Annotated in this window: 21 protein-coding genes; 13 read left to right on the forward strand and 8 right to left on the reverse strand. The window is 63.9% G+C overall.

Features of this window, described 5'->3' with window-relative positions; genetic code table 11:
• The first annotated feature begins 70 nt into the window (after nucleotides 1–70).
• The 5 genes from cydD (at nucleotide 71) to EL255_RS15175 (ending at nucleotide 4,803) form a co-directional block, all read left to right on the forward strand.
• Complete coding sequence (gene cydD / locus EL255_RS15155) at nucleotides 71–1,840, forward strand: heme ABC transporter permease/ATP-binding protein CydD (RefSeq protein WP_042653913.1); 1,770 nt, start codon at nucleotides 71–73, stop codon at nucleotides 1,838–1,840.
• Nucleotides 1,833–3,563 (forward strand): heme ABC transporter ATP-binding protein/permease CydC, encoded by a 1,731-nt coding sequence (gene cydC / locus EL255_RS15160; protein ID WP_042653914.1) that lies wholly within the window; start codon nucleotides 1,833–1,835, stop codon nucleotides 3,561–3,563. The genes cydD and cydC overlap by 8 nt, the downstream gene beginning before the upstream one ends.
• Before the next feature lie 170 nt (nucleotides 3,564–3,733).
• Nucleotides 3,734–3,937 carry a hypothetical protein gene (locus EL255_RS15165; protein WP_042653915.1) on the forward strand — a complete coding sequence of 68 codons (204 nt, stop codon included), beginning with the start codon at nucleotides 3,734–3,736 and terminating at the stop codon, nucleotides 3,935–3,937.
• A 98-nt stretch (nucleotides 3,938–4,035) separates the two neighbouring features.
• Nucleotides 4,036–4,407, forward strand: a complete 372-nt coding sequence (gene rcsF / locus EL255_RS15170; RefSeq protein ID WP_042653916.1) for an Rcs stress response system protein RcsF — start codon at nucleotides 4,036–4,038, stop codon at nucleotides 4,405–4,407.
• A 9-nt stretch (nucleotides 4,408–4,416) separates the two neighbouring features.
• On the forward strand, nucleotides 4,417–4,803 hold the full coding sequence (locus tag EL255_RS15175; RefSeq protein ID WP_042653917.1) for a DUF488 domain-containing protein: 387 nt from the start codon (nucleotides 4,417–4,419) through the stop codon (nucleotides 4,801–4,803).
• Between the two features lie 74 nt (nucleotides 4,804–4,877).
• On the opposite strand, the gene EL255_RS15180 is transcribed toward EL255_RS15175, so the two are convergent.
• Nucleotides 4,878–5,873 carry an NAD-dependent epimerase/dehydratase family protein gene (locus tag EL255_RS15180; protein ID WP_042653918.1) on the reverse strand — a complete coding sequence of 332 codons (996 nt, stop codon included), beginning with the start codon at nucleotides 5,871–5,873 and terminating at the stop codon, nucleotides 4,878–4,880.
• Nucleotides 5,874–6,216: 343 nt separating this feature from the next.
• On the opposite strand from EL255_RS15180, the gene tsaA reads away from it, so the two are divergent.
• Nucleotides 6,217–6,921, forward strand: a complete 705-nt coding sequence (tsaA, locus tag EL255_RS15185; RefSeq protein ID WP_042653919.1) for a tRNA (N6-threonylcarbamoyladenosine(37)-N6)-methyltransferase TrmO — start codon at nucleotides 6,217–6,219, stop codon at nucleotides 6,919–6,921.
• 74 nt (nucleotides 6,922–6,995) lie between these two features.
• On the opposite strand, the gene EL255_RS15190 is transcribed toward tsaA, so the two are convergent.
• The 3 genes from EL255_RS15190 to EL255_RS15200 are packed head-to-tail and all read right to left on the reverse strand — an operon-like array spanning nucleotide 6,996 to nucleotide 10,183.
• On the reverse strand, nucleotides 6,996–8,117 hold the full coding sequence (locus EL255_RS15190; protein ID WP_042653920.1) for a beta-ketoacyl-ACP synthase III: 1,122 nt from the start codon (nucleotides 8,115–8,117) through the stop codon (nucleotides 6,996–6,998).
• Nucleotides 8,118–8,173: 56 nt separating this feature from the next.
• On the reverse strand, nucleotides 8,174–9,340 hold the full coding sequence (locus EL255_RS15195; protein ID WP_042653921.1) for a vWA domain-containing protein: 1,167 nt from the start codon (nucleotides 9,338–9,340) through the stop codon (nucleotides 8,174–8,176).
• The gene (locus tag EL255_RS15200; protein WP_042653922.1) at nucleotides 9,341–10,183 is read right to left on the reverse strand and encodes an AAA family ATPase; all 843 of its coding nucleotides are present in this window, start codon (nucleotides 10,181–10,183) and stop codon (nucleotides 9,341–9,343) included.
• Nucleotides 10,184–10,346: 163 nt separating this feature from the next.
• Here EL255_RS15200 and cysK point away from each other — a divergent pair, with 163 nt between their 5' ends.
• The 5 genes from cysK (at nucleotide 10,347) to EL255_RS15225 (ending at nucleotide 15,372) form a co-directional block, all read left to right on the forward strand.
• Nucleotides 10,347–11,315, forward strand: a complete 969-nt coding sequence (gene cysK, locus EL255_RS15205; RefSeq protein ID WP_042653923.1) for a cysteine synthase A — start codon at nucleotides 10,347–10,349, stop codon at nucleotides 11,313–11,315.
• 441 nt (nucleotides 11,316–11,756) lie between these two features.
• Nucleotides 11,757–12,014, forward strand: a complete 258-nt coding sequence (locus EL255_RS15210) for an HPr family phosphocarrier protein (RefSeq protein ID WP_005303128.1) — start codon at nucleotides 11,757–11,759, stop codon at nucleotides 12,012–12,014.
• A 44-nt stretch (nucleotides 12,015–12,058) separates the two neighbouring features.
• Nucleotides 12,059–13,786 (forward strand): phosphoenolpyruvate-protein phosphotransferase PtsI, encoded by a 1,728-nt coding sequence (ptsI, locus tag EL255_RS15215; RefSeq protein ID WP_042653924.1) that lies wholly within the window; start codon nucleotides 12,059–12,061, stop codon nucleotides 13,784–13,786.
• Between the two features lie 42 nt (nucleotides 13,787–13,828).
• On the forward strand, nucleotides 13,829–14,338 hold the full coding sequence (crr, locus tag EL255_RS15220; protein WP_005325875.1) for a PTS glucose transporter subunit IIA: 510 nt from the start codon (nucleotides 13,829–13,831) through the stop codon (nucleotides 14,336–14,338).
• A 488-nt stretch (nucleotides 14,339–14,826) separates the two neighbouring features.
• On the forward strand, nucleotides 14,827–15,372 hold the full coding sequence (locus tag EL255_RS15225; protein WP_042654305.1) for a cytochrome b: 546 nt from the start codon (nucleotides 14,827–14,829) through the stop codon (nucleotides 15,370–15,372).
• 68 nt (nucleotides 15,373–15,440) lie between these two features.
• On the opposite strand, the gene EL255_RS15230 is transcribed toward EL255_RS15225, so the two are convergent.
• From EL255_RS15230 to EL255_RS15240, 3 genes are all read right to left on the reverse strand, one after another.
• Nucleotides 15,441–19,184, reverse strand: coding sequence for an AAA family ATPase (locus EL255_RS15230; RefSeq protein WP_042653925.1), 3,744 nt, complete (start codon nucleotides 19,182–19,184; stop codon nucleotides 15,441–15,443).
• Nucleotides 19,181–20,407, reverse strand: a complete 1,227-nt coding sequence (locus EL255_RS15235; RefSeq protein WP_042653926.1) for an exonuclease SbcCD subunit D C-terminal domain-containing protein — start codon at nucleotides 20,405–20,407, stop codon at nucleotides 19,181–19,183. Before EL255_RS15235 ends, EL255_RS15230 begins: the two co-directional genes overlap by 4 nt.
• A gap of 142 nt (nucleotides 20,408–20,549) precedes the next feature.
• The gene (locus EL255_RS15240) at nucleotides 20,550–20,978 is read right to left on the reverse strand and encodes a GNAT family N-acetyltransferase (RefSeq protein WP_042653927.1); all 429 of its coding nucleotides are present in this window, start codon (nucleotides 20,976–20,978) and stop codon (nucleotides 20,550–20,552) included.
• A 180-nt stretch (nucleotides 20,979–21,158) separates the two neighbouring features.
• Here EL255_RS15240 and rdgC point away from each other — a divergent pair, with 180 nt between their 5' ends.
• On the forward strand, nucleotides 21,159–22,070 hold the full coding sequence (gene rdgC, locus EL255_RS15245) for a recombination-associated protein RdgC (protein ID WP_042653928.1): 912 nt from the start codon (nucleotides 21,159–21,161) through the stop codon (nucleotides 22,068–22,070).
• 122 nt (nucleotides 22,071–22,192) lie between these two features.
• Here the strand turns inward: rdgC and EL255_RS15250 are convergent, their stop codons facing one another.
• Nucleotides 22,193–22,789, reverse strand: coding sequence for a GDSL-type esterase/lipase family protein (locus tag EL255_RS15250; protein WP_042653929.1), 597 nt, complete (start codon nucleotides 22,787–22,789; stop codon nucleotides 22,193–22,195).
• A gap of 134 nt (nucleotides 22,790–22,923) precedes the next feature.
• On the opposite strand from EL255_RS15250, the gene ggt reads away from it, so the two are divergent.
• Nucleotides 22,924–24,705 carry a gamma-glutamyltransferase gene (gene ggt, locus EL255_RS15255; RefSeq protein WP_042653930.1) on the forward strand — a complete coding sequence of 594 codons (1,782 nt, stop codon included), beginning with the start codon at nucleotides 22,924–22,926 and terminating at the stop codon, nucleotides 24,703–24,705.
• Nucleotides 24,706–24,859 lie beyond the last annotated feature (154 nt).

Consider the following 24,859-nt stretch of genomic DNA (forward strand, 5'->3'; position numbering starts at 1 on the left):
CCGGATCTGCGAGGTTGCCAAGCCATGGGGGCGACGATAGTCTTGCGCCACTCGACCGAGGAGGGTGGTAATGGACAAGAACACGCAGAAACATCTCTATGGCTGGTTGCGCAAACAATCGAGCCATGGCCGACGCTGGATCGGCCTCTCCATCGGCTTTGGCCTGGGTCAGGGCATGCTGATGGTCGCCCAGGCCTGGTTGCTGGCCACCCTGCTCCATGGCTTCATCATCGAAGGCACCACGCCAGAACAGTCCATCCCCCTCTTCATTAGCCTGCTGCTGGTGACCGCGGCCAAGGCCGGGCTGGCCTATGGCCGCGAGGTCGCCAGCTTCAAGGCGGGCAGCGCGGTGCGCCAGGCTATCCGCGAGCTGGTGCTCACCCGCCTCGGCCGGCTCGGTCCGGCCTACATCCAGCGCCGCCCCGCCGGCAGCTGGGCCAGCCTGCTGCTGGAGCAGATCGAAGACATGCAGGAGTTCTTCTCCCGCTATCTGCCGCAGATGGCCGTCGCCGTGTTCATTCCCCTGGTGATCCTGGTGGCCGTGTTCCCGGTCAACTGGGCCGCCGGCATCATACTGCTCGGCACCGCCCCCCTGATCCCGCTCTTCATGATCCTGGTGGGGGTCGGCGCCGCCGATGCCAACCGCCGCAACTTCCAGTCGCTGGCGCGGCTCTCCGGTCACTTCCTCGATCGCCTGAAGGGATTGCGCACCCTGCAACTCTTCCTGCGCACCCAGGCCGAAGGTGAGGCCATTCGCGACGCCTCGGAAGATTTTCGGGAGCGCACCATGGAGGTGCTGCGGCTCGCCTTCCTCAGCACCGCCGTGCTGGAGTTCTTCGCCGCCATCGCGGTGGCGCTGGTGGCGGTCTATTTCGGCTTCTCCTACATAGATCACCTGAACTTCGGCAACTATGGCGTCAAAGTTACCCTCTTTACCGGCCTGTTCGTGCTGTTCCTCGCCCCCGAGTTCTACGCCCCGCTGCGTGAACTCGGCGCCAACTATCACGCCAAGGCGCAAGCCATAGGTGCCGCCGAACAGCTGCTGGAGTTTCTGGAGGCCGAGGTCAGCGAACCCGCCTCCGGGCATACCTCCTTCCAGGCCGATGGCCCCATCAGGGTAGAGGCCCGCGCCCTGGAGGTGCTGAGCGCCGAGGGCAAGGTGCTGGTCGGCCCGCTCGACTTCCAGCTGGCGCCCGGTTCACGCACGGCCCTGGTCGGCATCAGCGGCGCAGGCAAGAGCTCGCTGGTCAACGCCCTGCTCGGCTTCGCCCCCTATCGCGGCGAACTGAAGGTCAACGGGCAGGAGCTCGCCGAGCTGGATATGAGCCAGTGGCGCCTGCAACTGGGCTGGCTATCCCAGAACCCGCAGCTGTTCCACGCCAGCCTCCGTGACAACCTGCTGCTGGCCAGGCCTTCCGCAAGCGACGCCGAGTTGGAAGCAGCCCTGAAACGGGCCCAAGCCTGGGAGTTTGCCAGCGAGAAGGGGTTCGACTATCAGGTCGGCGATCAGGCCGGCGGCCTCTCGGTCGGCCAGGCCCAGCGCCTCGCCCTGGCCCGCACCCTGCTCAAGTCCACCCAGCTGATGGTGCTGGATGAACCCACCGCCAGCCTGGACCGCCATTCCGAGCGCGCCATCATGAGCACGCTCGAGCAGGCGAGCGCAGGCCAGACCCTGCTGATGATCACCCACCGCCTCGATCAGCTCAGCCAGATGGACAACATCCTGGTGCTGGAACGCGGCCAGCTGGTGGAGCAAGGCCATTTCTCCCAACTCAGCCAGGCCCGTGGGCCCTTCGCCCGGCTGCTGTCCCAACGTTCAGGGGATTCTCTCGATGACTGATCTACTGCCGTTCCTGCGCCTCTACCGCCAGCACTGGCTCAGCCTCTCGCTGGGTCTGCTGCTGGCCTTCGTCACCCTGGTGGCCGGCATGGGGCTGCTGTCCCTCTCCGGCTGGTTCCTCTCCGCCGCCGCCGTGGCCGGGCTGGCCGTCGCCAGCCGCGACACCTTCAACTACATGACCCCGGCCGGCGGGGTGCGCTTCTTCTCCATAGTGCGCACCGCCAGCCGCTGGGGCGAGCGAGTGGTGAGCCACGATGCCACCTTCCGGGTGCTGACCCGGCTACGAGTCTGGTTCTGGCAGAAACTCTCGCCGCTCTCCACCGGCACCCTGGCCGGCTTTCGGCAGGCGGACCTGCTCAACCGGCTGGTGGCCGACATCGACGCCATGGATCATGTCTACCTGCGCCTCATCACCCCCATAGGGGCGGCCCTGCTCAGCTGTGCCGGGCTGGTGTTCTTCCTCTCCTTCTTCGACAGCCGCCTGGCGCTGACCCTGGGAGCCATACTGCTGCTCGGCATGCTGGCCCTGCCGCTGGTGTTCTACTTCGCCGGCCGCAAGCCGGGCCAGGCGCTGATCGCCGAGAAATCCAGCCTGCGCACCCGGCTGGTGGACTATCTGGACGGCCAGGCCGAGCTGCAGATGTTTGCCGCCGCCCCCAAGGCGCTCGCCGAGCTGCAACAGGCCGAGCAGGCCCTGATCCGCGCCCAGGCCCGCATGGCCAGGGTGAGCGGCCTGGCCAATGCCAGCGTCCAGCTGCTGAGCGGCTGGACCCTGACCCTGATGCTGTGGCTGGCCGGTCATGGCGTCGGGGGCGCGATGCCGGATCCCATCACGGCGCTGATGGTGTTCGCCACCCTGGCGAGCTTCGAGGCGCTGCTGCCGCTGGCGGGGGCCTTCCAGCACCTCTCCACCAGCCTCACCTCGGCCCGTCGTCTCAACGAGATCCTGCAAGATGCCAAGGCCCCCGAGTGGGGGGATGAACAACAGCATGCCCGCGAGGGTTCCCTGCAGATCCGCGACCTCCATTTCACCTACCCCGGCCATGACCAACCCGTGCTGCGGGGCTGCTCCTTAGAGCTGCAGGCTGGCGAGAAGTTGGCGCTGCTGGGCCAGACCGGCTGCGGCAAGTCCACCCTGATGGGGCTGCTGACCCGCGAGTGGGAGATGCAGGCGGGCGAGATCCTGCTGGATGGCAGGCCGCTCACGACTTATGGGGAAGGGGCGCTGCGCACCTCCTGCTCGGTGGTGAGCCAGCGGGTGCACCTGTTTGCCGCCACCCTGCGGGACAACCTCAAGCTGGCCGCCCCGGCCGCCAGCGATGAGCGGCTTGTCGAGGTATTGAACCTGGTGGGGCTCGCCGCCCTGCTGGAAGATGAGGAAGGTCTCGATGCCTGGCTGGGGGATGGTGGACGGCCCCTCTCCGGCGGCGAGCGCCGCCGCATCGGCATCGCCCGCGCCCTGTTGCACGATGCGCCGCTCTGGCTGCTGGATGAGCCGACCGAGGGGCTCGACAGCCAGACCGAGCGCGAGATCATGGCCCTGCTGTTCAAGCTCGGCGCCGAGCGCTCCCTGCTGCTCATCTCCCATCGCCTGCTGGGGCTGGAGCAGATGGACAGGATAGCCCTGATGGAAGAGGGGCAGATCCGCCTCTGCGCCCCTCACGCAGAGCTGCTGGCCGACGACTACTACCGCAGCCTCCATCAGCGGTTGGCACCGGTCTGATCCGCCGTTATCGGAGCAACATAAGGGAAGAGGGGCAGATCCACCTGTGTGCCCCACACTCTTCCCAGAGTTGCTGGCCGATGACGACTACCGCAGCCTCCATCAGCGGCTGGCGCCGGTCTGATCCGCCGTTATCAGGCCTAAATAAAGGAACAGGGGCGGATCCACCGATGCGCCTCTCACTCTTCCAGGAGTTGCTGGCTGACGACTACTATCTCAGCCTCCACCAGCAGGCTGGCACCGGTCTGATCCCGTCTTTCCTGAGTAAGAGAAGAGATAGAGGGGCGCCTCCGTCGGTGCGCCCCTCACTCTCTCAGGAGTTGCTGGCCGATGACGACTACCGCAGTCTCCATCAGCGGCTGGCGCCGGTCTGATCCCCGTCATGCCCCCTCCCTATGGCTAAAAATGGGGCTGGTCCCGGGCAGCGACTGGCCCCTATAATGGCCCCCTCACTGTTCAACAAGAAGCCGACATGAAACGCCTGACTCTACTGCTGCCCCTCATCGCCTCTGGCTGCGCCGATTTCTCCTTCAACAGCAATCTGGACAAGGAAAACTTCGACGAGTATTTCAAGCCGGGCGGCGTCCAGATCTATGAGCAGGGTCAGCTTGCCGACCTCAACTACCTCTACCTCGGCACCGTCGAGGGGGAATCCTGCCAGATCGATGCCAATCAGCCGGTGCCCAATGCCGGTGAGGCCCGCACCCTGGCCCGCCGCCGCGTGGCGGACATGGGCGGTAACGGCGTCAGCTTCGACAAGTGCGCCGAGTTCAGCGATGTGCCGGGCTGCCTGAAGCAGGTGATCTGCTACGGCCAGGCGCTGAAAGTCGCCGAAGTGAAGTAAGCCGCCCCCATGGCACTGGCCATAGTCCGACTCGGCAGCCCCCGTCTGCCGGACGAAGGTCTGCGCATCGGCACAGTGCGTCGCCCGCCCCGTGGCGTCCCCAAAGCTAAGTTTGCCAGCCAGGATTGGTACGATGTCTGGTTCCCGAACCTGGCTCCCAGTAGCGACACCATGAAGCTGGGTCAGGCCGCCGAGACGCCAGCTCAGTGGACCGCCTTCTGCCGGCAGTACAAGGCCGAGATGGCCAGTCCCTCTGCCCGCCACGATCTGGCGTTGCTGGCTGCCCTCTCCCACCACACCAACCTGTCGCTGGGCTGTTATTGCGAGCAGGAGTCCCGCTGCCATCGCACCATCCTCAGGGAGCTGCTAGTCGGCTCCGGCGCCACCCTGCGTTGAGCCACCGATAGACAGAGAGGGCGTCCCATGGGACGCCCTCTCTGTTTTTACTCTGCAACCAGATGCTTGCCTGTTCACACGACGCTCTGCGTCGAGAGCCGCCGCCGCAAGGCCTGCTCCTCCCCGGCACTGAGCCCGGTCTGCGCCTCATCGACGACCCCGGTCGCCAACCAGTCGGCGAGATCCGCCACCGTCTCCTCCAGCGGCCGGAAGTTGAGCCCCTGCACTATGGCGGCCTCGGCACTGATGCAGCCATAGCCGGCATATTCGGCCAGCTCGTTGGGCAATAGCGTGGGGTAGCTCTGCCAGGGCTCGATGCCGGCGTCCAGCAAGGCGGGCCAGGGCACCCACTCAAGCTGCAGCGGTTCGCGCGGGGCCAGCCGGGCGGCGAGGCGCGCCACCCAGTCCGCCAGCTCAATGCCGGGTTTGAGCAGGTTGAAGCAGCCCCCCAGCTGTTGCTCGGCGGCCCGCAACACGAATTCGGCGCAGTCCCGTACATCCAGATATTGCAGCCGATCCTGGCCCGAACCCGGCAACAGCCAGGGACCCCCTCGCTGCACCCGCTTCACCCACCAGGCCAGGCGGCCGGTCGGATCAAAGGGGCCGCACAGCACGCCGGGGCGCAGAATGCAGAGCCGCTCCCCCCAGCGGGCGCGATATTCGGCCTCGCACAGCACCTTCAGCGGACCGTAGTCGGTGACTGACTCGTCGATGGCCACCTCGTGCAGCGGTGCCGACTCATCCATCCCCTCCTGGGCGAAGTCGCGATAGACGCTGATGGTGGAGATGAAGATCAGCCGCTCGCAGCGCCCCAGCAAGGTCCTGGACAGGCTGGCCGCCTGCTCGGGCCGGTAGCAGCAGGTGTCGATGGCCAGATCCCAATGCAGCCCTTCCGCCTGCAGCGCACCGAGCTGCTGATCCCTGTCACCCTGTAGCAGGGTCAGCTCACGCCAGTCGGGATGCTGGCGATGACCGCGATTGAACAACGTCACCTCGTGGCCCCAATCCAGCGCCAGCGAGCTGAGATAGCGACCCAGAAACCCGGTGCCGCCGATGATAAGCAGTTTCATCCATGTCCCCTTGTTCGGTACGAACTGACCCTCTCTGCGACAGCCCCTATTTCATACCGATATACCCCCTGTTCGGCACAAACCAGCCGTCTGCGCGACAGTCCTATTTCATACCGATATACCCTGTTCGGCACAAACCAGCCATCTCCGCGACAGCCCGGATTTCGTGCCGATATACTTCCTGCCCCCACCCTACGCAAGTTGGCGCCAGGGCACAGCCCCCGGCGAGCCGGGATGGGAGCAAGATCACGGCGACAGGAGGGAAACCGGCATCGGGCGGCTATGCCTGCGTTTTCGGGCCGGCTGTGCTAAATTGCCGGGGTTTTTTAGCCGCGGATCCGCCATGAAGTTCGAAATCGACACCCTCGGGATCATCCACTCTCCCTACAAGGAGAAGTTCGCCATCCCCCGCCAGCCCGGTCTGGTCAAATCCGTCCGGGCCCGGCTCGAGCTGCTGCCCCCCTACGATCAGCCGGACGTGCTGCGCGGCATAGAGCAGTTCTCCCACCTCTGGCTCAGCTTCGTGTTTCACCAGACCATGGAGCAGGGTTGGCACCCGACGGTGCGCCCGCCACGACTGGGCGGCAACGAGCGGGTCGGGGTCTTTGCCACCCGCTCCACCTTCCGCCCCAATCCGCTGGGCCTGTCGGTGGTCGAGCTGCACGGCGTCGGCCGCGAGCGGGGCAAGCTGTGGCTGGAGCTGGGGGCGGTCGACTTGCTCGATGGCACCCCCATCGTCGACATCAAGCCCTACATTCCCTATGCCGACAGCCTGCCGGATGCCCGTGGCGGCTTCGCCCCCGAGGCCCCGACCCCGCCGCTGGCGGTAAGCTTCAGCGCCGAGGCGGAGCAGCAGCTCGCCCGACTCGCCTCCCGCCACCCCGAGCTGCGCCAGCTGGTGAGCGAGGTGCTGGCCCAGGATCCGCGGCCCGCCTACAAGAAAGGCAAGCCGGATGAAAAGCTGTACGGCGTCAGACTGTTCGATCTCAACGTGCGTTTTCAGATCCAGGAACCCCACTGCCTGGTGTCGGCCATAGATCCCGCCTGAGCACCCCTGAGATCACGCCCATAAAAAAACCACCCGCCGGGTGGTTTTTGCATGTTACGCCTGTGCCTGCCAGATCAGAGGCGCTGCAGCAGCAGGCTGCCGATGGAGTAGCCGGCGCCGAAGGAGCAGAGCACGCCACGGGCCCCGCTCGGCAGGTCCTGGTTGAACAGGTGGAAGGCGATGATGGAGCCCGCCGAGCTGGTGTTGCCGTAGCTGTCCAGGATCACCGGTGCCTCCTGCTGGCTGGCATCGTGCCCCAGCAGCTTGCGGCCGATGAACTGGTTCATGGTGAGGTTGGCCTGATGCAGCCAGAGCCGGCTCAGGGCATCCGCCCCCCAGCCCTGCTCGCCGAGCTGGCGCTCTATCTGTTCGCACACCAGCGGCAGCACCTCCTTGAACACCTTGCGCCCCTGCTGGCGAAACAGCTTGTCATCGCCGTAGCGGGTGCGTGGGCTGAACCGGTTCAGGAAGCCGAAGTTGTTGCGGATGTTGTTGGAATACTGGGTCGCCAACTTGCTGGCCACCAGCTGCCAGGCCCCTGCCACCTTGCAATCCGCCTCCCGCTCCAGCAGCACGGCGGTGCAGGCGTCGCCGAAGATGAAGTGGCTGTCTCTGTCCCTGAAATTGAGGTGGCCCGAGCAGATCTCCGGGCTCACCACCAGCGCCAGTTTGGCGGTACCGGCCGCCAGCAGATCCGCCGCCGTCTTGATGCCGAAGGTGGCGGACGAGCAGGCTACGTTCATGTCGAACGCCATGCCACCGGCACCGAGATAGTGCTGCAGCTCGATGGAGAGCGCCGGGTAGGGACGCGGCATGTTGGAGGCGGCGACTATCACCAGATCGATCTCGGCGGGTTCGCGACCGGCGGCGATCAGTGCCTGCTCGGCGGCCGCCACCGCCATCTCCACCATGATGGAGGGCTTGTCATCCGGGCGCTCTGCCAGCAGCGGCTGCATGATGTCCGGATCCAGCACCCCCTCCTTGCTCACCAGGTAACGGCTCTTGATGCCGGAGGCCTTCTCGATGAACTCGCAGCTGGAGTGCTGCTTGGCCGCCAGCTGACCGGCGTCGATGGCGGAGGCGTTCTCCTCGTTGTAGAGATCCACATACTGGTTGAAGGCGGCCACCAGCTCTTCGTTGCTGACGGCAAAGGGCGGGGTATAGAGGCCTGAGCCACTGATCACGATAGAAGTCATCTTTGCTCCTGGCCGGGTGCGATCCCGGCTTGTCTGTTTTGTAGGGTATGAGAGGGTCATAGCTGATCGATCGCCGCGGCGAGACCGGCCAGGGTCAGCGGGTGCATGCGCCCGCCAATCAATTCATTCATCAACTTGATGGAAGGGTGCCAGAGCCACTCCCGCCTGGGAATGGGGTTGATCCATGCCAGCCTGGGATAGTGCTGCTGCAGGCGGGCGAGCCACACCTGGCCCGCCTCCTCGTTCCAGTACTCGACGCTGCCACCAGGCCAGCTGATCTCGTAGGGGCCCATCTTCGCATCCCCCACCAGGATCACCCTGTAGTCGCTGCCGTAAGTGCGCAGCAGGCGCAGAGTGTCGAATCGCTCCTCGACCCGGCGATTGTTGTCTTGCCAGACGAAGTCGTAGAGGCAGTTGTGAAAATAGAAGAACTCCAGATGCTTGAACTCGTGGCGCAGGGCCGAGAACAGCCGCTGTACCTCGGCCACGTGGGCATCCATGGAGCCCCCGACATCGAAGAAGACCAGCAACTTGATGCCATTGCGGCGCTCGGGCCTCAGCTTCACATCGAGCCAGCCCTGGCGGGCGGTGCTCTGGATGGTGTCATCGAGATCCAGCTCGTCCGGGCTGCCCTTGCGCACCCAGCGCCTCAGCTTGCGCAGCGCCAGCTGGATGGCGCGCTGGCCCAGGGGGGAGTCATCGTCGCTGAAGTTGCGATAGTGGCGCGCCTCCCACACCTTAGCCGCCTTGCCCTGTCGCCCCTCTCCCCCCATGCTGACCCCTTCCGGGTGAAAGCCGCCGTGACCGAAGGGGCTGCTGCCCCCGGTCCCCACCCACTTGTTCCCGCCGGCGTGCCGCTCTTTTTGCTCCGCCAGCCGCTGGTTGAGGGTCTCCAGCAGCTCATCGAGCCCGCCGAGGGATTGCAGCAGTGCCTTCTCTTCCGGACTCAGCAGCCGCTCGAACTCCTGGCGCAGCCACTCATCCGGCAGGGTCTCCGGCAACAGGGGGTTGGCCTGCAGGCCGTCGTAATACTCGGCGAAGGCGCGATCGAAGCGATCGAAGTGGGCCTCGTCCTTGACCAGCAGGCAGCGAGACAACAAGTAAAAGTCATCCATGTCGAGGCGGGCGAGCCGGGCCGCCAGGGCCTGGTGCAGATCCAGCAATTCGCGCAGCGAACAGGGCAGCTTGTGGCGCCGCAGATGGGTGAAAAAATCGATCAGCATTCAGCGACCGCGCCGCGCCAGGAAGGCCAGCTTCTCGAACAGGTGCAGATCCTGTTCGGTCTTGAGCAGGGCGCCATACAACGCAGGCACCAGCTTGCCCGGCTCGCGGGTGCGCATCGCCTCGGGGGAGATGCCGTCGGCCAGCAGCAGCCGGATCCAGTCCAGCAGCTCTGAGGTGGATGGCTTCTTGCGCAGCCCCTCCACCTCCCGCAGCTCGAAGAACAGCGCCATCGCCTCGTCCAGCAGCTCCTCTTTCAGCCCGGGATAGTGCAGCTGGACTATGGCCTGCATCTCGGCCTTGTCGGGGAAGCGGATGCAATGAAAGAAGCAGCGGCGCAGGAAGGCATCCGGCAGCTCTTTTTCGTTGTTGGAGGTGATGATGACCACGGGGCGTTGGCGGGCCTTGACCCGCTCGCCGGTCTCATAGACGTCGAACTCCATCCGATCCAGCTCCAGCAGCAGATCGTTGGGGAACTCGATGTCGGCCTTGTCGATCTCGTCGATGAGCAGCACAGGCCGCTGATCGGCCGCGAACGCCTGCCATAGCTTGCCGCGGCGAATGTAGTGGTTGATGTCCTCCACCCGCAGATCGCCGAGCTGTGAGTCCCGCAGCCGCGCCACCGCATCGTATTCATAGAGCCCCTGCTGGGCCTTGGTGGTGGACTTGATGTGCCAGCTGATAAGATCGGCGCCAAGCGATTCGGCAACCGCCTCGGCCAGCACCGTCTTGCCGGTACCGGGTTCCCCTTTAATCAGCAGCGGTTTCTCCAGCAAGATGGCGGCATTGACTGCCATACTCAACGCCTCTGAGGCGAGGTAGCGATCGCTTCCTGCAAATCCCATAACGTCCATTCCTTTGGCGGCGGGAGACCCGAGCAAGGCCTCGGTAAGAAAGAATAAGTTCTATATGTTGTAATAACATATTGTTATAACGATTCGTCACTTCTCATTCAGAAACCACAGGGTAATCTTGTTTCATCGCCTTAACAAACACAGGGATAGCACCATGAGCAAAATTTTTGAGGACAACAGCCAGACCATAGGCAACACCCCACTGGTTCGTCTCAATCGTGTTACCAAGGGCCGCGTGCTGGCCAAGATCGAGAGCCGCAACCCCAGCTTCAGCGTCAAGTGTCGGATCGGCTCCAACCTCATCTGGGATGCCGAGAAACGCGGCGTGCTGACCAAAGGCAAGGAGATCATCGAGCCCACCAGCGGTAACACGGGCATTGCTCTGGCATTCGTGGCCGCGGCCCGTGGCTATCCCATCACCCTGACCATGCCGGCCACCATGAGCCTGGAGCGCCGCAAGCTGCTCAAGGCGCTGGGCGCCAACCTGGTGCTGACCGAAGGTCCGCTCGGCATGAAGGGCGCCATCGCCAAAGCCAACGAGATCCTCGAATCCGAGCCGGGCAAGTATGTGTTGCTGCAACAGTTCGAAAACCCCGCCAACCCCGAGATCCACGAGCTGACCACAGGCCCCGAGATCTGGGACGCCACCGACGGTGACGTCGATGTGTTCGTGGCCGGTGTCGGTACCGGTGGCACCATCACAGGCGTCTCCCGCTTCTTCAAGCAGACCAAGGGCAAGGCTATCATCTCGGTCGCGGTCGAACCCTCCGAGTCACCCGTCATCAGTCAGAAGTTGGCCGGTGAAGAGATCAAGCCAGGTCCGCACAAGATCCAGGGCATAGGTGCCGGTTTCATACCGGGAAACCTGGATCTTAGCCTGCTGGACAGAGTCGAGCAGGTGAGCAGCGAGGAGTCCATCGAGATGGCTCGCCGCCTGATGGAAGAAGAAGGCATTCTGGCGGGGATCAGCTCGGGGGCCGCCGTGGTGGCCGCCGCTCGTCTGGCCGAGCTGCCGGAGTTCGAGGGCAAGACCATAGTGGTCGTGCTGCCAAGCGCCGCCGAGCGTTACCTCTCCAGCGCCCTGTTCGCCGGGGTATTCAGCGAGCAGGAATTGCAGCAGTAATTGATCGTCTTACATCAAAACAACGGCGCTCTTCGGAGCGCCGTTTTCTTTATGAGCTAAACTCAGTAGTCGACAGTGTCAGTCGGCCCCTTATTTTTTGGGGTAAAATAACAAATTTGGATGTGACAAAAAAAGCAGACATTCTGTGATAAATCTCATATCCTGTGCCGCGTCACGAGGTGTTTGCTGGTTAAGTATCACAAGGTAACAAAATGTTATTTTTCGTTATAAATTAATTTCAAGCCAGTCATGGCGCGGCTTGTAGCCCGATAACGAAAAGACTTGGTCAGGACGCCGAATACTGCACAGAAAATTGACCTGGATTAAACCATTGCGGGTCTGATTTCGTTACTTTACAACATATCCATACTGACACGGTGAGACAGGAAGCCTCATAAGCGTCCATCTCTCCACACAATATCAATAATATGGGGTGAAACCATGTACGAGAAGTCTGTTGTTATTACTGCTGAAAACGGCCTGCACACCCGTCCTGCAGCTCAGTTCGTGAAAGAAGCTAAAGAATTCCAAAGCGAGATCACTGTGGTCTCCGGTGGCAAATCCGCCAGCGCCAAGAGCCTGTTCAAGCTGCAGACTCTGGGCCTGACCAAAGGCACCAACGTGACCATCCAGGCCGATGGCCCGGACGCTCAGAAAGCCGTTGAGAAGCTGGTTGCCCTGATGGACGAGCTGGAGTAATCCAGCTTTATTCCTCCCCCACAGTCGTTTTAATAGGAAGGATTATGATATCTGGCATTCTTGCGTCCCCCGGTATCGCATTCGGTAAGGCGCTTCTTCTGAAAGAAGATGAAATCGTTATCAATCAGGGCAAGATCTCTGTTGACCAGATTGACGCCGAGATCAACCGCTTCCTCGAAGCCCGCACCAAGTCAGCCGCACAGCTGGAAGCCATCAAAGAGATGGCAGGTCGCACCTTCGGTGAGGAAAAAGAGGCCATCTTCGAAGGCCACATCATGCTGCTCGAAGATGAGGAGCTGGAAGGGGATATCAGATCCTTCATCAAAGACAACAAGGCTTCCGCCGACAAAGCCATCTATGAGGTGATCGAGCAGTACGCCAAGATGATGGCCGAGCTGGATGACCCCTATCTGCGTGAGCGCGCCACCGACTTCCGTGACATCGGAACCCGTCTGGTGAAGAACGTGCTGGGCATCGCCGTTGTCAACCTGAGCACCATCGACGAAGAGGTCATCCTGGTCGCCAAAGACCTGACCCCGTCCGAAACCGCTCAGATCAACCTGAAATACGTGCTGGGTTTTGTCACCGACATCGGTGGCCGTACCTCTCACACCTCCATCATGGCCCGCTCCCTGGAGCTGCCGGCCATCGTGGGCACCAACGACATCACAGCGCGCGTCAACAATGGCGAGATGCTGATACTGGATGGCATCAACAACCAGATCATCATCAACCCGACCGCCGAGCAGCTGGCTGAGGCCAAGAAATTCCAGGCCCAGTTCCAGGCCGAGAAAGACGAGCTGGCCAAGTTGAAAGATCTGCCCGCCATCACCCTTGATGGTCATCAGGTCGAAGTGTGCGCCAACATCGGTACCGTCAAGGATACCGAGGGTGCCATCCGTAATGGCGCCGAAGGCGTGGGTCTGTACCGTACCGAGTTCCTGTTCATGGATCGCGATGCGCTGCCGACCGAAGATGAGCAGTTCAAGGCCTACAAAGAAGTGGCAGCGGCCATGCCGGATCAGCCGATCATCGTCCGCACCATGGACATCGGCGGCGACAAAGAACTGCCTTACATGAATTTCCCGAAAGAGATGAACCCCTTCCTGGGCTGGCGTGCCGTGCGCATTTTCTTCGATCGCGAAGACATCATGCACGCCCAACTGAAGGCCATTCTGCGCGCCTCCGCCTTTGGCAAACTGCGCATCATGTTCCCGATGATTATCTCCGTCGAAGAGTTCCGCAGCCTCAAGGCGACCGTGGAGCAGCTGAAGGCTGAACTGCGTGCCGACGGCAAAGCCTTTGATGAATCCATCGAAGTGGGTATCATGATCGAGACACCGGCTGCTGCCGTGATGGCTCATCATCTGGCCAAGGAAGTGGATTTCTTCAGTATCGGTACCAACGACCTGACCCAGTACACCCTGGCCGTCGATCGTGGTAACGAGATGATTTCCGCCATGTACAACCCGCTGTCACCCTCCGTCCTGACCCTGATCAAGATGGTAATCGACGCTTCCCATGACAATGGCAAGTGGACCGGTATGTGCGGTGAACTGGCTGGTGACGAACGCGCCACCCTGCTGCTGCTGGGTATGGGTCTGGATGAGTTCTCCATGAGCGCCATCTCTGTACCGCGTATCAAGAAGCTTATCCGTAACACCAACTTCGAAGATGTGAAGGCAATGGCAGACCAGGCTCTGAGCTATGCGACCGCCGCCGAAATCGAAGCCTGTGTAGATAACTTTATTAAGCAGAAGGCAGTCTGCTAAGATCGGCTGCAAACAGCGACAATCATCTCTAGGAGCTTTACTATGGGTCTGTTTGATAAACTGAAGAAACTGGTTTCCGATGACAGCTCTGACACCGGCGGCATCGAAATCTTTGCCCCCCTGTCAGGGGAAATCGTACCGATCGAAGACGTGCCTGACGTTGTCTTCGCCGAGAAAATCGTCGGTGACGGCATCGCCATCAAGCCGGCTGGCAACAAGATGGTTGCGCCGTGCGACGGCACCATCGGCAAGATCTTCGAGACCAACCACGCGTTCTCTCTGGAATCCGACTCTGGTATCGAGCTGTTCGTTCACTTCGGTATCGACACCGTCGAGCTGAAAGGCGAAGGCTTCACCCGTATCGCTCAGGAAGGTCAGAAGGTCAAGCGCGGTGATACCATCATCGAGTTCGATCTGGCCGTTCTGGAAGCGAAAGCCAAGTCTACCCTGACGCCTGTGGTCATCTCCAACATGGATGAGATCAAAGAACTGATCAAGATGACTGGCGCCGTGACCGTGGGCGAGACTCCGGTGATCCGCATCAAGAAATAATGCGCCGCTGGCCTGTGCCAGCTGCCGCAACGAAAAACCGAAGCCTTGGGCTTCGGTTTTTTTATGGGCCAGGATCCGTTGATAACGGACTCCCCCTCGCCCAGCGCCTCGGTCCGATACCCTAACCTGCCTCCAATCCCTGATCCACACCACGCAGAGTCACAGGATGCCCGTTACAACGCCCATGATGGGCGGCATGGCTCCAGGCATCGGCTGAGCCATGCAATCCGAGCAGAACCGCCCATCACCCGTTCTCATCTGCACGGCCCTCGCAAGCGAGGTGTCAGCCGTATCACCCCACGTCGACAAGTCTCCCATCGGTCACCCCTTGGGAAGTGGAATGAAGTGTCAGAAAGTTATCGAGATCAAGGTTTTGACAAACAAGCCTTGTAACATGGAGATGATCAAGACCGGGTTTGGATGCAGGAAGCTAGCCCGGTGTGACAGAAACAGAGCGGACGCAATGAGCGCCCGAGTAGGAGATGAGCATGTTGAAGAATACGGAACGACGTTATGGCAGTCTGAGCATCGGGTTGCACTGGCTGACCCTGCTGTTGATGATCGCCGTCTACAGCCTGATGGAGTTCAGGGACATCTTCCCCAAGGGCTCCGTCGGACGTGATGCCATGAAGGAGTGGCACTTCATGCTGGGTCTACTGATCCTGGCACTGGTGGTGGTGCGCCTGCTGGTGCGCTTCAGCAGCCCGTCACCACGTATCGAGCCCGCCCTCTCTCCCCTGATGCTCAGGCTGGCCCACCTCGCCCATCTGGCGCTGTACGGCTTTCTGCTGCTCACCCCGCTACTGGGCTGGCTGCTGCTGAGCGCGGGTGGCAAGCCCATCCCCTTCTTCGGAGCCGAGTTGCCCGCCCTGATGGCGCCGGATGATGGCCTGAAGGGGACCATCAAGGAGCTGCACGAGACGCTGGCCAACATCGGCTATGCCCTGATCGCCCTGCACGCCGCCGCGGCCCTCTATCACCACCATGTGCTCAAGGACAACACCCTGACCAATATGCTCCCCGAGAAGAAATAACTCCGGACCGGCCACGCCAACAAACAGGCCCCATAATTGGGGCCTGTTTGTTGGTCGACACATCGTCCTCAGGGCAAGACTACCCGGCTCTCGCCGCCGCCGAGGGCCTCGACCCTTATTTGCACACCGATGCGCTCCACCAGGGTCTGGACGTGGGAGATGACCCCGATCTGGCGGCCCGCCGCCTGCAAGGAGTCGAGGCTGGAGAGCGCGAGATCCAGGCTGTCCGGATCCAGGGTGCCGAATCCCTCGTCGATGAACAGCGACTCGACCTGGGTCTGGCGGGAGGAGAGGCTGGAGAGCGCCAGCGCCAACGCCAGCGACACCAGGAAGCTCTCGCCGCCGGAGAGGGAGTCCACCGAACGCACCTCGTCCCCCATGTCGAGATCCACCACCTGCAGCGCCAGATCGGTGCCGGGCACCCGCTCCAGCCGGTAGCGCGGCGACAGCTCGGCGAGCTGGGCATTGGCCTCCAGCAGCAAACGCTCCAGGGTGAGGCTCTGGGCGAAGGTGCGGAATTTGGCACCGCTGGCCGACCCTATCAGCTCAGACAACTGTTGCCAGTGATCCACCACCCCCTGCTGGCAGGCCAACTCTGCCTGCAGGCTCCCCGCCTTGAGCGCCGCCGTCTCGGCCTGGGCCAGGGTGCTCTTGCACTGGAACAGCTGCTCCTCCAGCTCGCGGCACAGCGCAGTGCTGGTGGTGAGGCGCTGGTTCAGCTCCTCGGTGGAGAGCGCGGTCAGCTCCCCATGATGCTCGCGGTAACGCTCCAGCTTGGCTTCCTCCTGCGCCTGCGCCCGCTGGCGCTCCCCGAGCCGGGTTCTGGCCTCGGTCAGGGCGTCCTCAAGCCGCTGCAAGGCGGCGCGCCGCACCTTGAGCTCATCCGGGCTGATGGCCAGCAGCCGGCGCAGATCATATTCGGCAATGCCGAGCGCACTGGCCTGCGCCGCCCAACGCCCCTGCACCTCGCGCCGCCGCCGGCTGCTCAGCTGCCTGTCCTGCTCGAGGTGAGTGAGCCGGGTCCTGAGCTCGGTCTGTCGCTCCCTGGCGGCCCGCAGGGCGGTCACCGCCTCCTCGAGCCGGCTGGTCGCCTGCTGCAGCCGCTGCTGCCATTCGTGCTCGACCAGGGCGATGGCGCGGCCATCGAGACAGGCCTCGCGGCTGGCCAGCAGTCCCTGGCGCTGCTGTTCGCCCTCCTTGTAGTCGCGCTCCAGCTTGTGCAGCAGCGCGTTCTGGCCCTGCACCCGTACCTCCTGGGCGCTCAGTAGGGGGGTCAGGCTGGCGAGCTCGTTGCCTAGTTGCTCCCACTCTCCCTGCCCCTGCAGATAGGCCTCGCAGCTCTGCTGCCACTCCTGCCAGCGCTCACCCTCAATCCACTGGCGCCAGGGCTCTGCCCCCATCTGCTGATCGAGCCTGGCCTCCCCCTGTGCCAGACGCTGGCGCAGGGTGATCTCCTGCTCGGCCAGCGCCTTCAGCTCGGCCTCCCAGGCTACCTTCTGGCGCTCGTCTTCGTGCCACTGCTGCTCACACTGCTGATACCGGACGTTGAGTTGGGCCAGTTGCTCCCGCAGCCTCGCCAGCTGCTGCTGCCCCTGCTGGGCCTGCTGCAACTGCTGTTGGCCGGCCGCCAGCTCGTGATCCAGAGCCTCCCCCTGGGCCAGTAGCTCGGCCTGCAGCTCGGCCCACTCCACCGGGCTCTGGCGCGGTGGCAGGCCACGCCCTCCCAGCAGTGACCAGCGCTGGCTCAGCTGTTCGGATCTCGCCGCCAGCTCGGGCTGATGCTGCTGGCGGGCGGCCAGTTGGCGGGCCAGTTCGACCCCTTCGCTCTCCCCCTGGATGTGCTGATGATGGAGTCGCTCCCAGTCGAGATCCAGCTGACGGACGCGCTCGGCCAGCTGCGCCAGTATGCCAGCCACCTGGGGCTGGCTCTGGCGATAGGGATGCTCCTCGGCGCCGCAGAGCGGGCAGGGAGCCCCCTCCTGGAGCACGTGACGATGCTGCTCGAAACTGGCCACGGCGCGGGCCTGCTCCAGGGCATGGCGCGCCTCCTCCCGCTGGGTGCCGAGCCGCGCCAAGGCGGGCTCCAGCTCATCGTGCTGGGCGGCGAGCCGGGCCAGCTGCTGCTCGAGCATGCCGATCTCTTGCCACAATCGCTGCTGCTGTTCGCTGTGATTGCGACCCGCCTGTGCCAGCTCCAGCAACTGCCGCACCCGTGCCAGCTGCTCGGTGCGGGACTGACGTAGCTCCTGCGCCCTGGCAACCTGGGCGTCCCACTCCTGCGCCTGCACCTGATCGTGTTGCAGCTGCAGACGTGCACGCTCCTGCTGCCAATGGTCACGCTCCTGTTGCCCCTGCTCGAGGCGAGCCTGCAGATCGCGCAAGGCATGACTCTTGTGCTCATGGCTCTGCAGCAAGCGCTGCAGCAGCGCCTTGTTCTCGGCCCAGTCCTGCATGGCCGCCAGCAGGGGTTGCCACTGGCGTGCCAGCGGGGCCAGCGTCTTGCGCTCCTCGAGCCAGCTCGCCCATTGCCGGCGGCGATCCTCGAGCGCCTGCGCCCGCTCGCACTGCTGCTGCCACTCCTGTTGCAGCTGGAGTTGCAGGGTCCTCGCCTGCGCGCCCTGCTGCTGGATCTCCTGCAACTGGCCGGCCTTCTCCCGGATGCGGGTATCGAGATCCTGTGCCCGCTTGAGCTCGGGTTGCAGGGCTCCCCACTCCCGCTCGGCGGCCAGCTTGTCCGCCAGCAACTGCTGCTCACGCAGGGCGGCCTGTTGCTGCGCCTGCGAGGACAGCTCAAGCTCGGGTCCCAACTGGCCGACAAGCAGCTCCTGCTGTTGCACCTCCTGGTCGAGGCGGGCCAGCTCGTCGTGATCGGCGCGGGCCACCTGGGCCTGCTCGGCGCGGCCAAACTCCTCCCGCTCCGGGGCCGCCTGGGCATGAGCCGCCTCGGCGTCCGCGAGTGCGGTCTGCCCCTCCTGACAGGCCAGACGCAGGGCGGCGATGCGATCGTTGAGGTCGCGCAAGTCCTGCAACAGCTGACGCTGCTGCTGCTCGTGCTTGAGGCTGGTGGAGAGGCGCTGCTGCTCGGTGACCCAGTGCTCGCGGGTCGCCTCGTCCATCAGCGCCACGTCGCCGAGCCGTTGGCCTATGGCCGCGAGCGTCTGCTGCTCGGCCCGGGCCCGCTCATGGGTCTGTACCGAGATGGCGGAGTAGAGCTCGGTGCCCGTCATCCGCTCCAGCAGCGCCGAGCGCTCGTCGGCGCCCGACTTGAGGAAGGCGGCGAACTCCCCCTGGGGCAGGATCACCGCCCGGCGGAACTGCTCCCAGGAGAGGCCCACCAGCTCATCGATGCGCTCCTGCAACTCCCGCTTGCTGCCGGAGAAAATCTGGCCGGTAACGACGTCGGTCAGGCTGCGCTCCTGGGCCTGAAAGCGCCCCTCCGAGCGGTTGCGGGCCCGCCGCACCGCCCAGCGTGCCAGCCAGATGCGACCGTCACAGCCGCGAAACTGCACCTCGGCAAAGCCGCTGGCATGACCACGGCTGAGGATATTTTTAACATCGTTAGCTGTTAATTTTTCTTTTTCGTCTTCATCAGCTCGGCCAATTTTTTCAACATTCTTGCGATTGGCAATAAAGCGCGGCATCTCGTCATAGAGCGCGAGGCAGATGGCGTCGAGCAGGGTGCTCTTGCCCGCCCCGGTATTGCCCGTGATGGCAAAGAGCCCAGCGGCCCCCAGGGCGCCACGGGTGAAGTCGATGGCGAAGGTGCCGGTCAGGCTGGCCAGATTCTCACCGGCGAGAGACAAGATTTTCATACTTCGGACTCCTTGACCTGCGCCAGGATCTCTTCAAACGAGGCCACCAGCTCGGCCTGGGGTTCACCGTCAAACTGGCGCTGATAGCAGAGCCTGAATACCTCGGTCGGCGAGAGTTCATCCAGCCTGCGTCGGCTGGCACCATCGGCCAGCCCCTGACCCGAGCCCTGATAGCGGGTGCTGATGCGGGCCAGCCGCACCGGCTTGCCCGCCATGGCCGCCAGGATCCGCTCGCGGATGCGGGCCTCGGGCTTGGGCAGCAGCAGGCGCACCTCGAGGAAGGGTTGCGCCTCCTGGGGGCAGTCGGGCAGGGAGAGTGCCTCGATGGCTTTGAGCGCCGCGTCGAGTTCACTCTCCGGCAGCCGGATCATCTCGACGCTGCGGGGCACGGGGAGTCGCTCCAGCCCCGCCAGTTTGCCATCCTCGAACACCACCTCCAGCACCTGATGGTTGTAGTTCGCCTCTGCCAGCGACAACGGCAGCGGCGAGCCGCTGTAGTGCACCGCCGTGGCCGGGCTCTGGGCCAGATGCAGGTGACCGAGCGCCGTGTAGTCGGCACCTGCGAAGATGTCGGCGGGCAGGGCGTGCTGATTACCGCCGAGCACCCGCCGCTCGGACAGCTCGGAGAGCTGGCCCGCCGCCAGATAGGCATGGCCCATGGCGATCAGCGCCTGGCCGGGCTCACAGCGCGCGCGCCCCGCTCCCAGCACCTCGGCATAGACCTGACGCACCCCCTCGATCAGCCGATCCTGCCCCTCTTCCAGCGGCTCGACCCGCAGATCGCTGCTGCGCAGGAAGGGTACGGCGGCGCACCAGGCCGCAACCTTGCCCTCCTGGTCCTGCAGCGGCACCAGCAGGCGCTCGGTCTCGAGCCGCCCCTCCCCGTCCCGGCTGATGCTGCCCACCAGGTGCAGATCGAAGGCCCGCAGCAGCTCGTGAGGGGCATCCAGCTTGGAGGGGGAGTCGTGGTTGCCGCCGATCAGCACCATGTTGAGCCTGGGCATCTCGGCCCGCAGCCGGGCCAGGAAGCGGTAGAGCTGTTGCCAGGCGCTGGCGGGGGGATTGGCGGTATCGAACAGATCCCCCGCCACCAGCAGGGCGTCGATCTGCCGGCTCTTGATGGTGTCGGCCAGCCAGTCGAGGAAGGCGTCGTGTTCGAAGCGGCGCTCGTGGCCATGGAGTTGATGACCCAGATGCCAGTCGGCGGTGTGCAGGATTTTCATGAGAAGGCGGCTCGGATTGTCGAATCGATCTGTCGAATCAATCTGTAGAATCAATAGGGGAGCGGTGCCGGCGGCACCCGATGCAGACAAGATGCGGATCTGCCATCACTTTTTCAAGCAAAACAGGCCGCCGGCGTCAGATTCAGGCGGTCGGGAAGCACATCCTGTATTGGGGGTGACCGGTCAGCGGATCGGACTGCTCCCCCGCGATCACGAAGCCGTGGCGCCGATAGAAGCGCACCGCCGGCTCGTTCTCCACGAACACCCGGGTATGCAGCTTGCCCTCCTGCAGCTTGGCCTCCTGCAGCAGGGCATGGCCGACCCCGCGGCCCTGCCGGTCGGGGCGCACGAACAGCGCCGCCAGGAAATCCTCCACCAGCGCCATGAAGCCGAGCAGCTCACCCCGCTCCTCGTATACCCAGATGCGGGCATGATCGAGGTAGCGGGTACGCAGCTCCTCCTGGGCCTGCCACCAGCAGGAAGCGTCAACAAAATCATGAGCCTGCAAGGATGCCAGCAGCCAGATCTCGACTATCTCTTCCATGTCTTCCGGCCTGCTCGCTCTCAACATTTTCGCATCCTTGTTAACAAACTCGACACAGGCAGTCTAGGGGAGTTTGATGACACAATGGGGGTGAAACAGGACTCCCTGTGAACTCGATCTCCCTTTATTTAGCGAGAATGATTGGCTGATCACAAAGCGCCTCTCTAGTACAATGCCCGCCGGACAATCTATGAGACCGAGGACGCCATGTGGTTTAAAAACCTGCAGATTTATCGCTTTACCCGCCCCTTTGACCTGACCGTGGATCAGCTGGAAACCCAGCTCGAGGCCTGTGCCTTCACCCCCTGTGGCAGTCAGGACATCTCCCGGTTCGGTTGGGTCAAGCCCCTCGGCAAATTCGGCTCAACCCTGACCCACTCCGCCTCTGGCCACATCCTGCTCTGCGCCCGCAAGGAAGAGAAGATGCTGCCGGGCACGGTGATCAAGGAGATGCTGGCGGAGAAGGTCGAAGCGATCGAATTCGAGCAGGGCCGCGCCCTCAAGAAGAAGGAGAAGGAAGCGCTGAAGGAGGAGATCCTCCACACCCTGCTGCCCCGCGCCTTCAGCCGCACCAGCCAGACCTTCGCCTGGATCAATCCGGCCGACAACCTGATGGTGGTGGACGCAGGCTCCGCCAAGAAGGCGGACGATCTGCTGGCCCTGCTGCGCAAGAGCATAGGCACCCTGCCGGTGGTCCCGGTAGCCCTCAAGAACCCGCCCGAGATCACCATGACCGAGTGGCTGAACGAGGGTAACCTGCCCGCCAGCTTCACCCTGGAAGACGAGGCCGAGCTGCGCAGCGCCATGGAGCATGGCGGCATCATCCGCTGCAAGCAGCAGGATCTGATGAGCGAGGAGATCAAGAATCACCTGGCCAACGACAAGCTGGTGACCAAGCTGGCCCTGAACTGGGGCGAGACCCTGAGCTTCGTGCTGGGGGACGATCTCTCCATCAAGCGTCTCAAGTTCAGCGAAGAGCTGCGCGAGCAGAACGACGACGTGACCAGCGAAGATCCCGCCGCCCGGCTGGATGCGGACTTCGCCCTGGTGACCGCCGAGCTGGCCCAGTTCATCCCGGCGCTGTTTGCCGTCCTGGGTGGCGAAGAGCAGTCCATCTAGCCGAGCCGACCAGATAGGATAGTCCCCTGGCGACAGGAGTCATCGCAAGCAACCGCCCTTCACTTAACAAGAAGGGCGGTTTTTTTATGTGTCGAGCCAGGGTGCCGGAGGCAGTCCCCGCCTCAGAGCGCGCCGCGATCCAGAAGCGTGCGGTGCAGCCGCTCGGCCAGGGCGCGATAACCCGCCCCATTGAGATGCACCGCATCGGACTTGAACTCGGGGCTGCGCAGCAGCTCGCCTATGCTCTCCTCGTCCAGCACCAGCTGGTATTGCTCCGCGAGCTCGGCGTAGAGCGGTGCCCCCGTGGCGAACAGGGACCTGCGGGGCACGGCCACCAGCAACAGTTGGGCACCGCTGCCCTGCACCGCCTCTATCATGGCGGCCAGGTTGGCCTTGAGCGCCGCCTCCCCGCTGCCGCGCAGTATGTCGTTGCCCCCCTCCAGCAAGATCACCAGCGCGGGCCTGTGCTCGACCAGCAGCGCCGGCAAGCGAGCCATGCCCGCCTGACTCAGCTCGCCCGAGACCCCGGCGTTGATGACGGGGTGACCGCTCAGAGCGGCCAGCACGCTGGGGTAGCTCTGAGTCGGGCTGGCGCCGCGCCCCTCGGTCAGGCTATCGCCGAACGCCAAGATGGTCTCCCCCGCCCCCAGGGGCCTGAAGCCCGGCTCGCCGCAGGCCGTCAGCAGCAGGCAGAGCAGCCCCATCACGCATCTTCTCATCCCTCTCCCCCAAGCCCGCCGGGCTCCTCCATCGATATGCTTGTAACCATATGAGTAGCAAGACAATCTTTCAATAAAGCCTCGATTGTGCCACATTCCAGCCTGGTGTTGAAAAAACAGACAAGGAGAGTGTCATGTCCCTCAAGCCCCTCGGTCTGCTGGTGGCCTTCGGCCTGCTCGCCGGTTGCGCCCCCCAGAATGGCTTCCATTATGTGCCCCCGCCCCAGACCCTGCTCGCCCCCGAGGCGGCCAGCGGCTGGACCGACAAGCAGGGCTGGCAAGGCCGTGACTTCATGGTGGCCGCCGCCAATCCACTGGCGGTGGATGCCGGCTATCAGATCATCAAGGCCGGCGGCAGCGCGGTGGATGCCGCCATCGCCGTCCAGCTGGTGCTGACCCTGGTGGAGCCCCAATCCTCCGGCATCGGCGGTGGCTCCCTGTTGCTGGTGTGGGATGGCAAGCGGGTGAGCGCGGTGGATGGTCGGGAGACCGCCCCCGCCGCGGCGACGGATCAGCTGTTTATGCGGGACGGCAAGCCGATGGCGTTCTACGACGGCGTGGTGGGCGGTCGTTCGGTCGGCGTCCCAGGCACGGTGCGCGCGCTGGAGCTGGCCCATCAGCGCTATGGCAAGCTGCCCTGGGCCACGTTGTTCGAGCCGGCCATCACGCTCGCCGAGCAGGGCTTCATCATCAGCCCGCGGCTGGCCACCTTGCTGCAAAAGGATCCCTACCTGGCCAAGGATCCCGACGCCCGCGCCTACTTCTATCTGCCGGATGGCACCCCAAGGGCCGCCGGCAGCAGGCTCAGCAACCCGGCGCTGGCCGGGGTGCTGCAGACCCTGGCCCGGGAGGGGGCCGACGCCTTCTATCGGGGGCCGCTCGCCGAGGCCATGGTGGCCAAGGTGCACCAGCACCCCACCAACCCCGGCGTGCTGGCGGCCGCGGATCTGGCCAGCTACAGCGCCAAGCTGCGGGACGGCCTCTGCTTCGACTATCGCCAGAGCGAGGTGTGCGGCTTCCCGACCCCCTCCTCCGGCACCATCGCCCTGGGCCAGATCTTCGGCATGCTGGAGAGCCGCGACATGGCGGCCCTCAAGCCGGTGCCCACGGCCGACGGCCGGCTGGCAGCATCAAGCGAGGCCATCCACCTCTACAGCGAGGCGGCGCGGCTCGCCTTCGCCGACCGCAACCAGTATGTGGCGGACGGCGACTTCGTCGGCGTGCCGGTGCAGGGGCTGCTCGACAAAGGCTACCTCGCCGAGCGCGGCAAGCTGATCGGCACCCGCTCCATGGGGATCGCCCAGCCCGGCACGCCGCCACTGGCGCTGGCCCGCGGCAAGGACGCCACCCCTGAGCTGCCCTCCACCAGCCACGTCTCCATCGTCGACAAGGCGGGGATGGCGGTCTCCATGACCAGCTCCATCGAGGATGGCTTCGGCTCGCGGCTGATGGTCAACGGCTATCTGCTCAACAACCAGCTCACCGATTTCTCCTTCACCTCGGCGGATGCCGCCGGTCTGCCGGTGGCCAACCGGGTCGAGCCGGGCAAGCGCCCGCGCTCCTCCATGTCGCCCCTGCTGGTGTTTGACAAGCAGACCGGCGAGCTGGAGATGAGCCTCGGCTCCCCCGGCGGCTCGGCCATCATCAACTACGTGGGCAAGACGCTGCTCGGCACCCAGGACTGGGGGCTGAACCTGCAGCAGGCCATCAACCTGCCCAACTTCGGCAGCCGCAACGGCCCCACCGAGCTGGAGCAGGGGCGCACGCCCCAGGCCGTGATCGAGGGTCTCAAGGCCAGGGGACATGAGGTGCTGCTGAACGAGCAGACCTCAGGCCTGCAGGGGGTGGAGCGCAACGCCGCCGGCTGGTTTGGCGCCGCCGATCCCAGACGGGAGGGGGTGGCCAGGGGCGAGTGATCGCCGCAAGCTCATCACAGCGGAGGCGGCCAGGGTGCCGCCTCCGCACCTTGTCCGTTTGCCTCGCGTGGCGGCCCGAACAACCAATCACCGATGAATTACTCCTGCCAAGAAAAGGGCAAACATCCCGCCTTCTCCCCTCAGTTTCATTACT

This window comes from Aeromonas encheleia, assembly GCF_900637545.1.
GTDB classification, from domain to species: Bacteria; Pseudomonadota; Gammaproteobacteria; order Enterobacterales; family Aeromonadaceae; genus Aeromonas; species Aeromonas encheleia.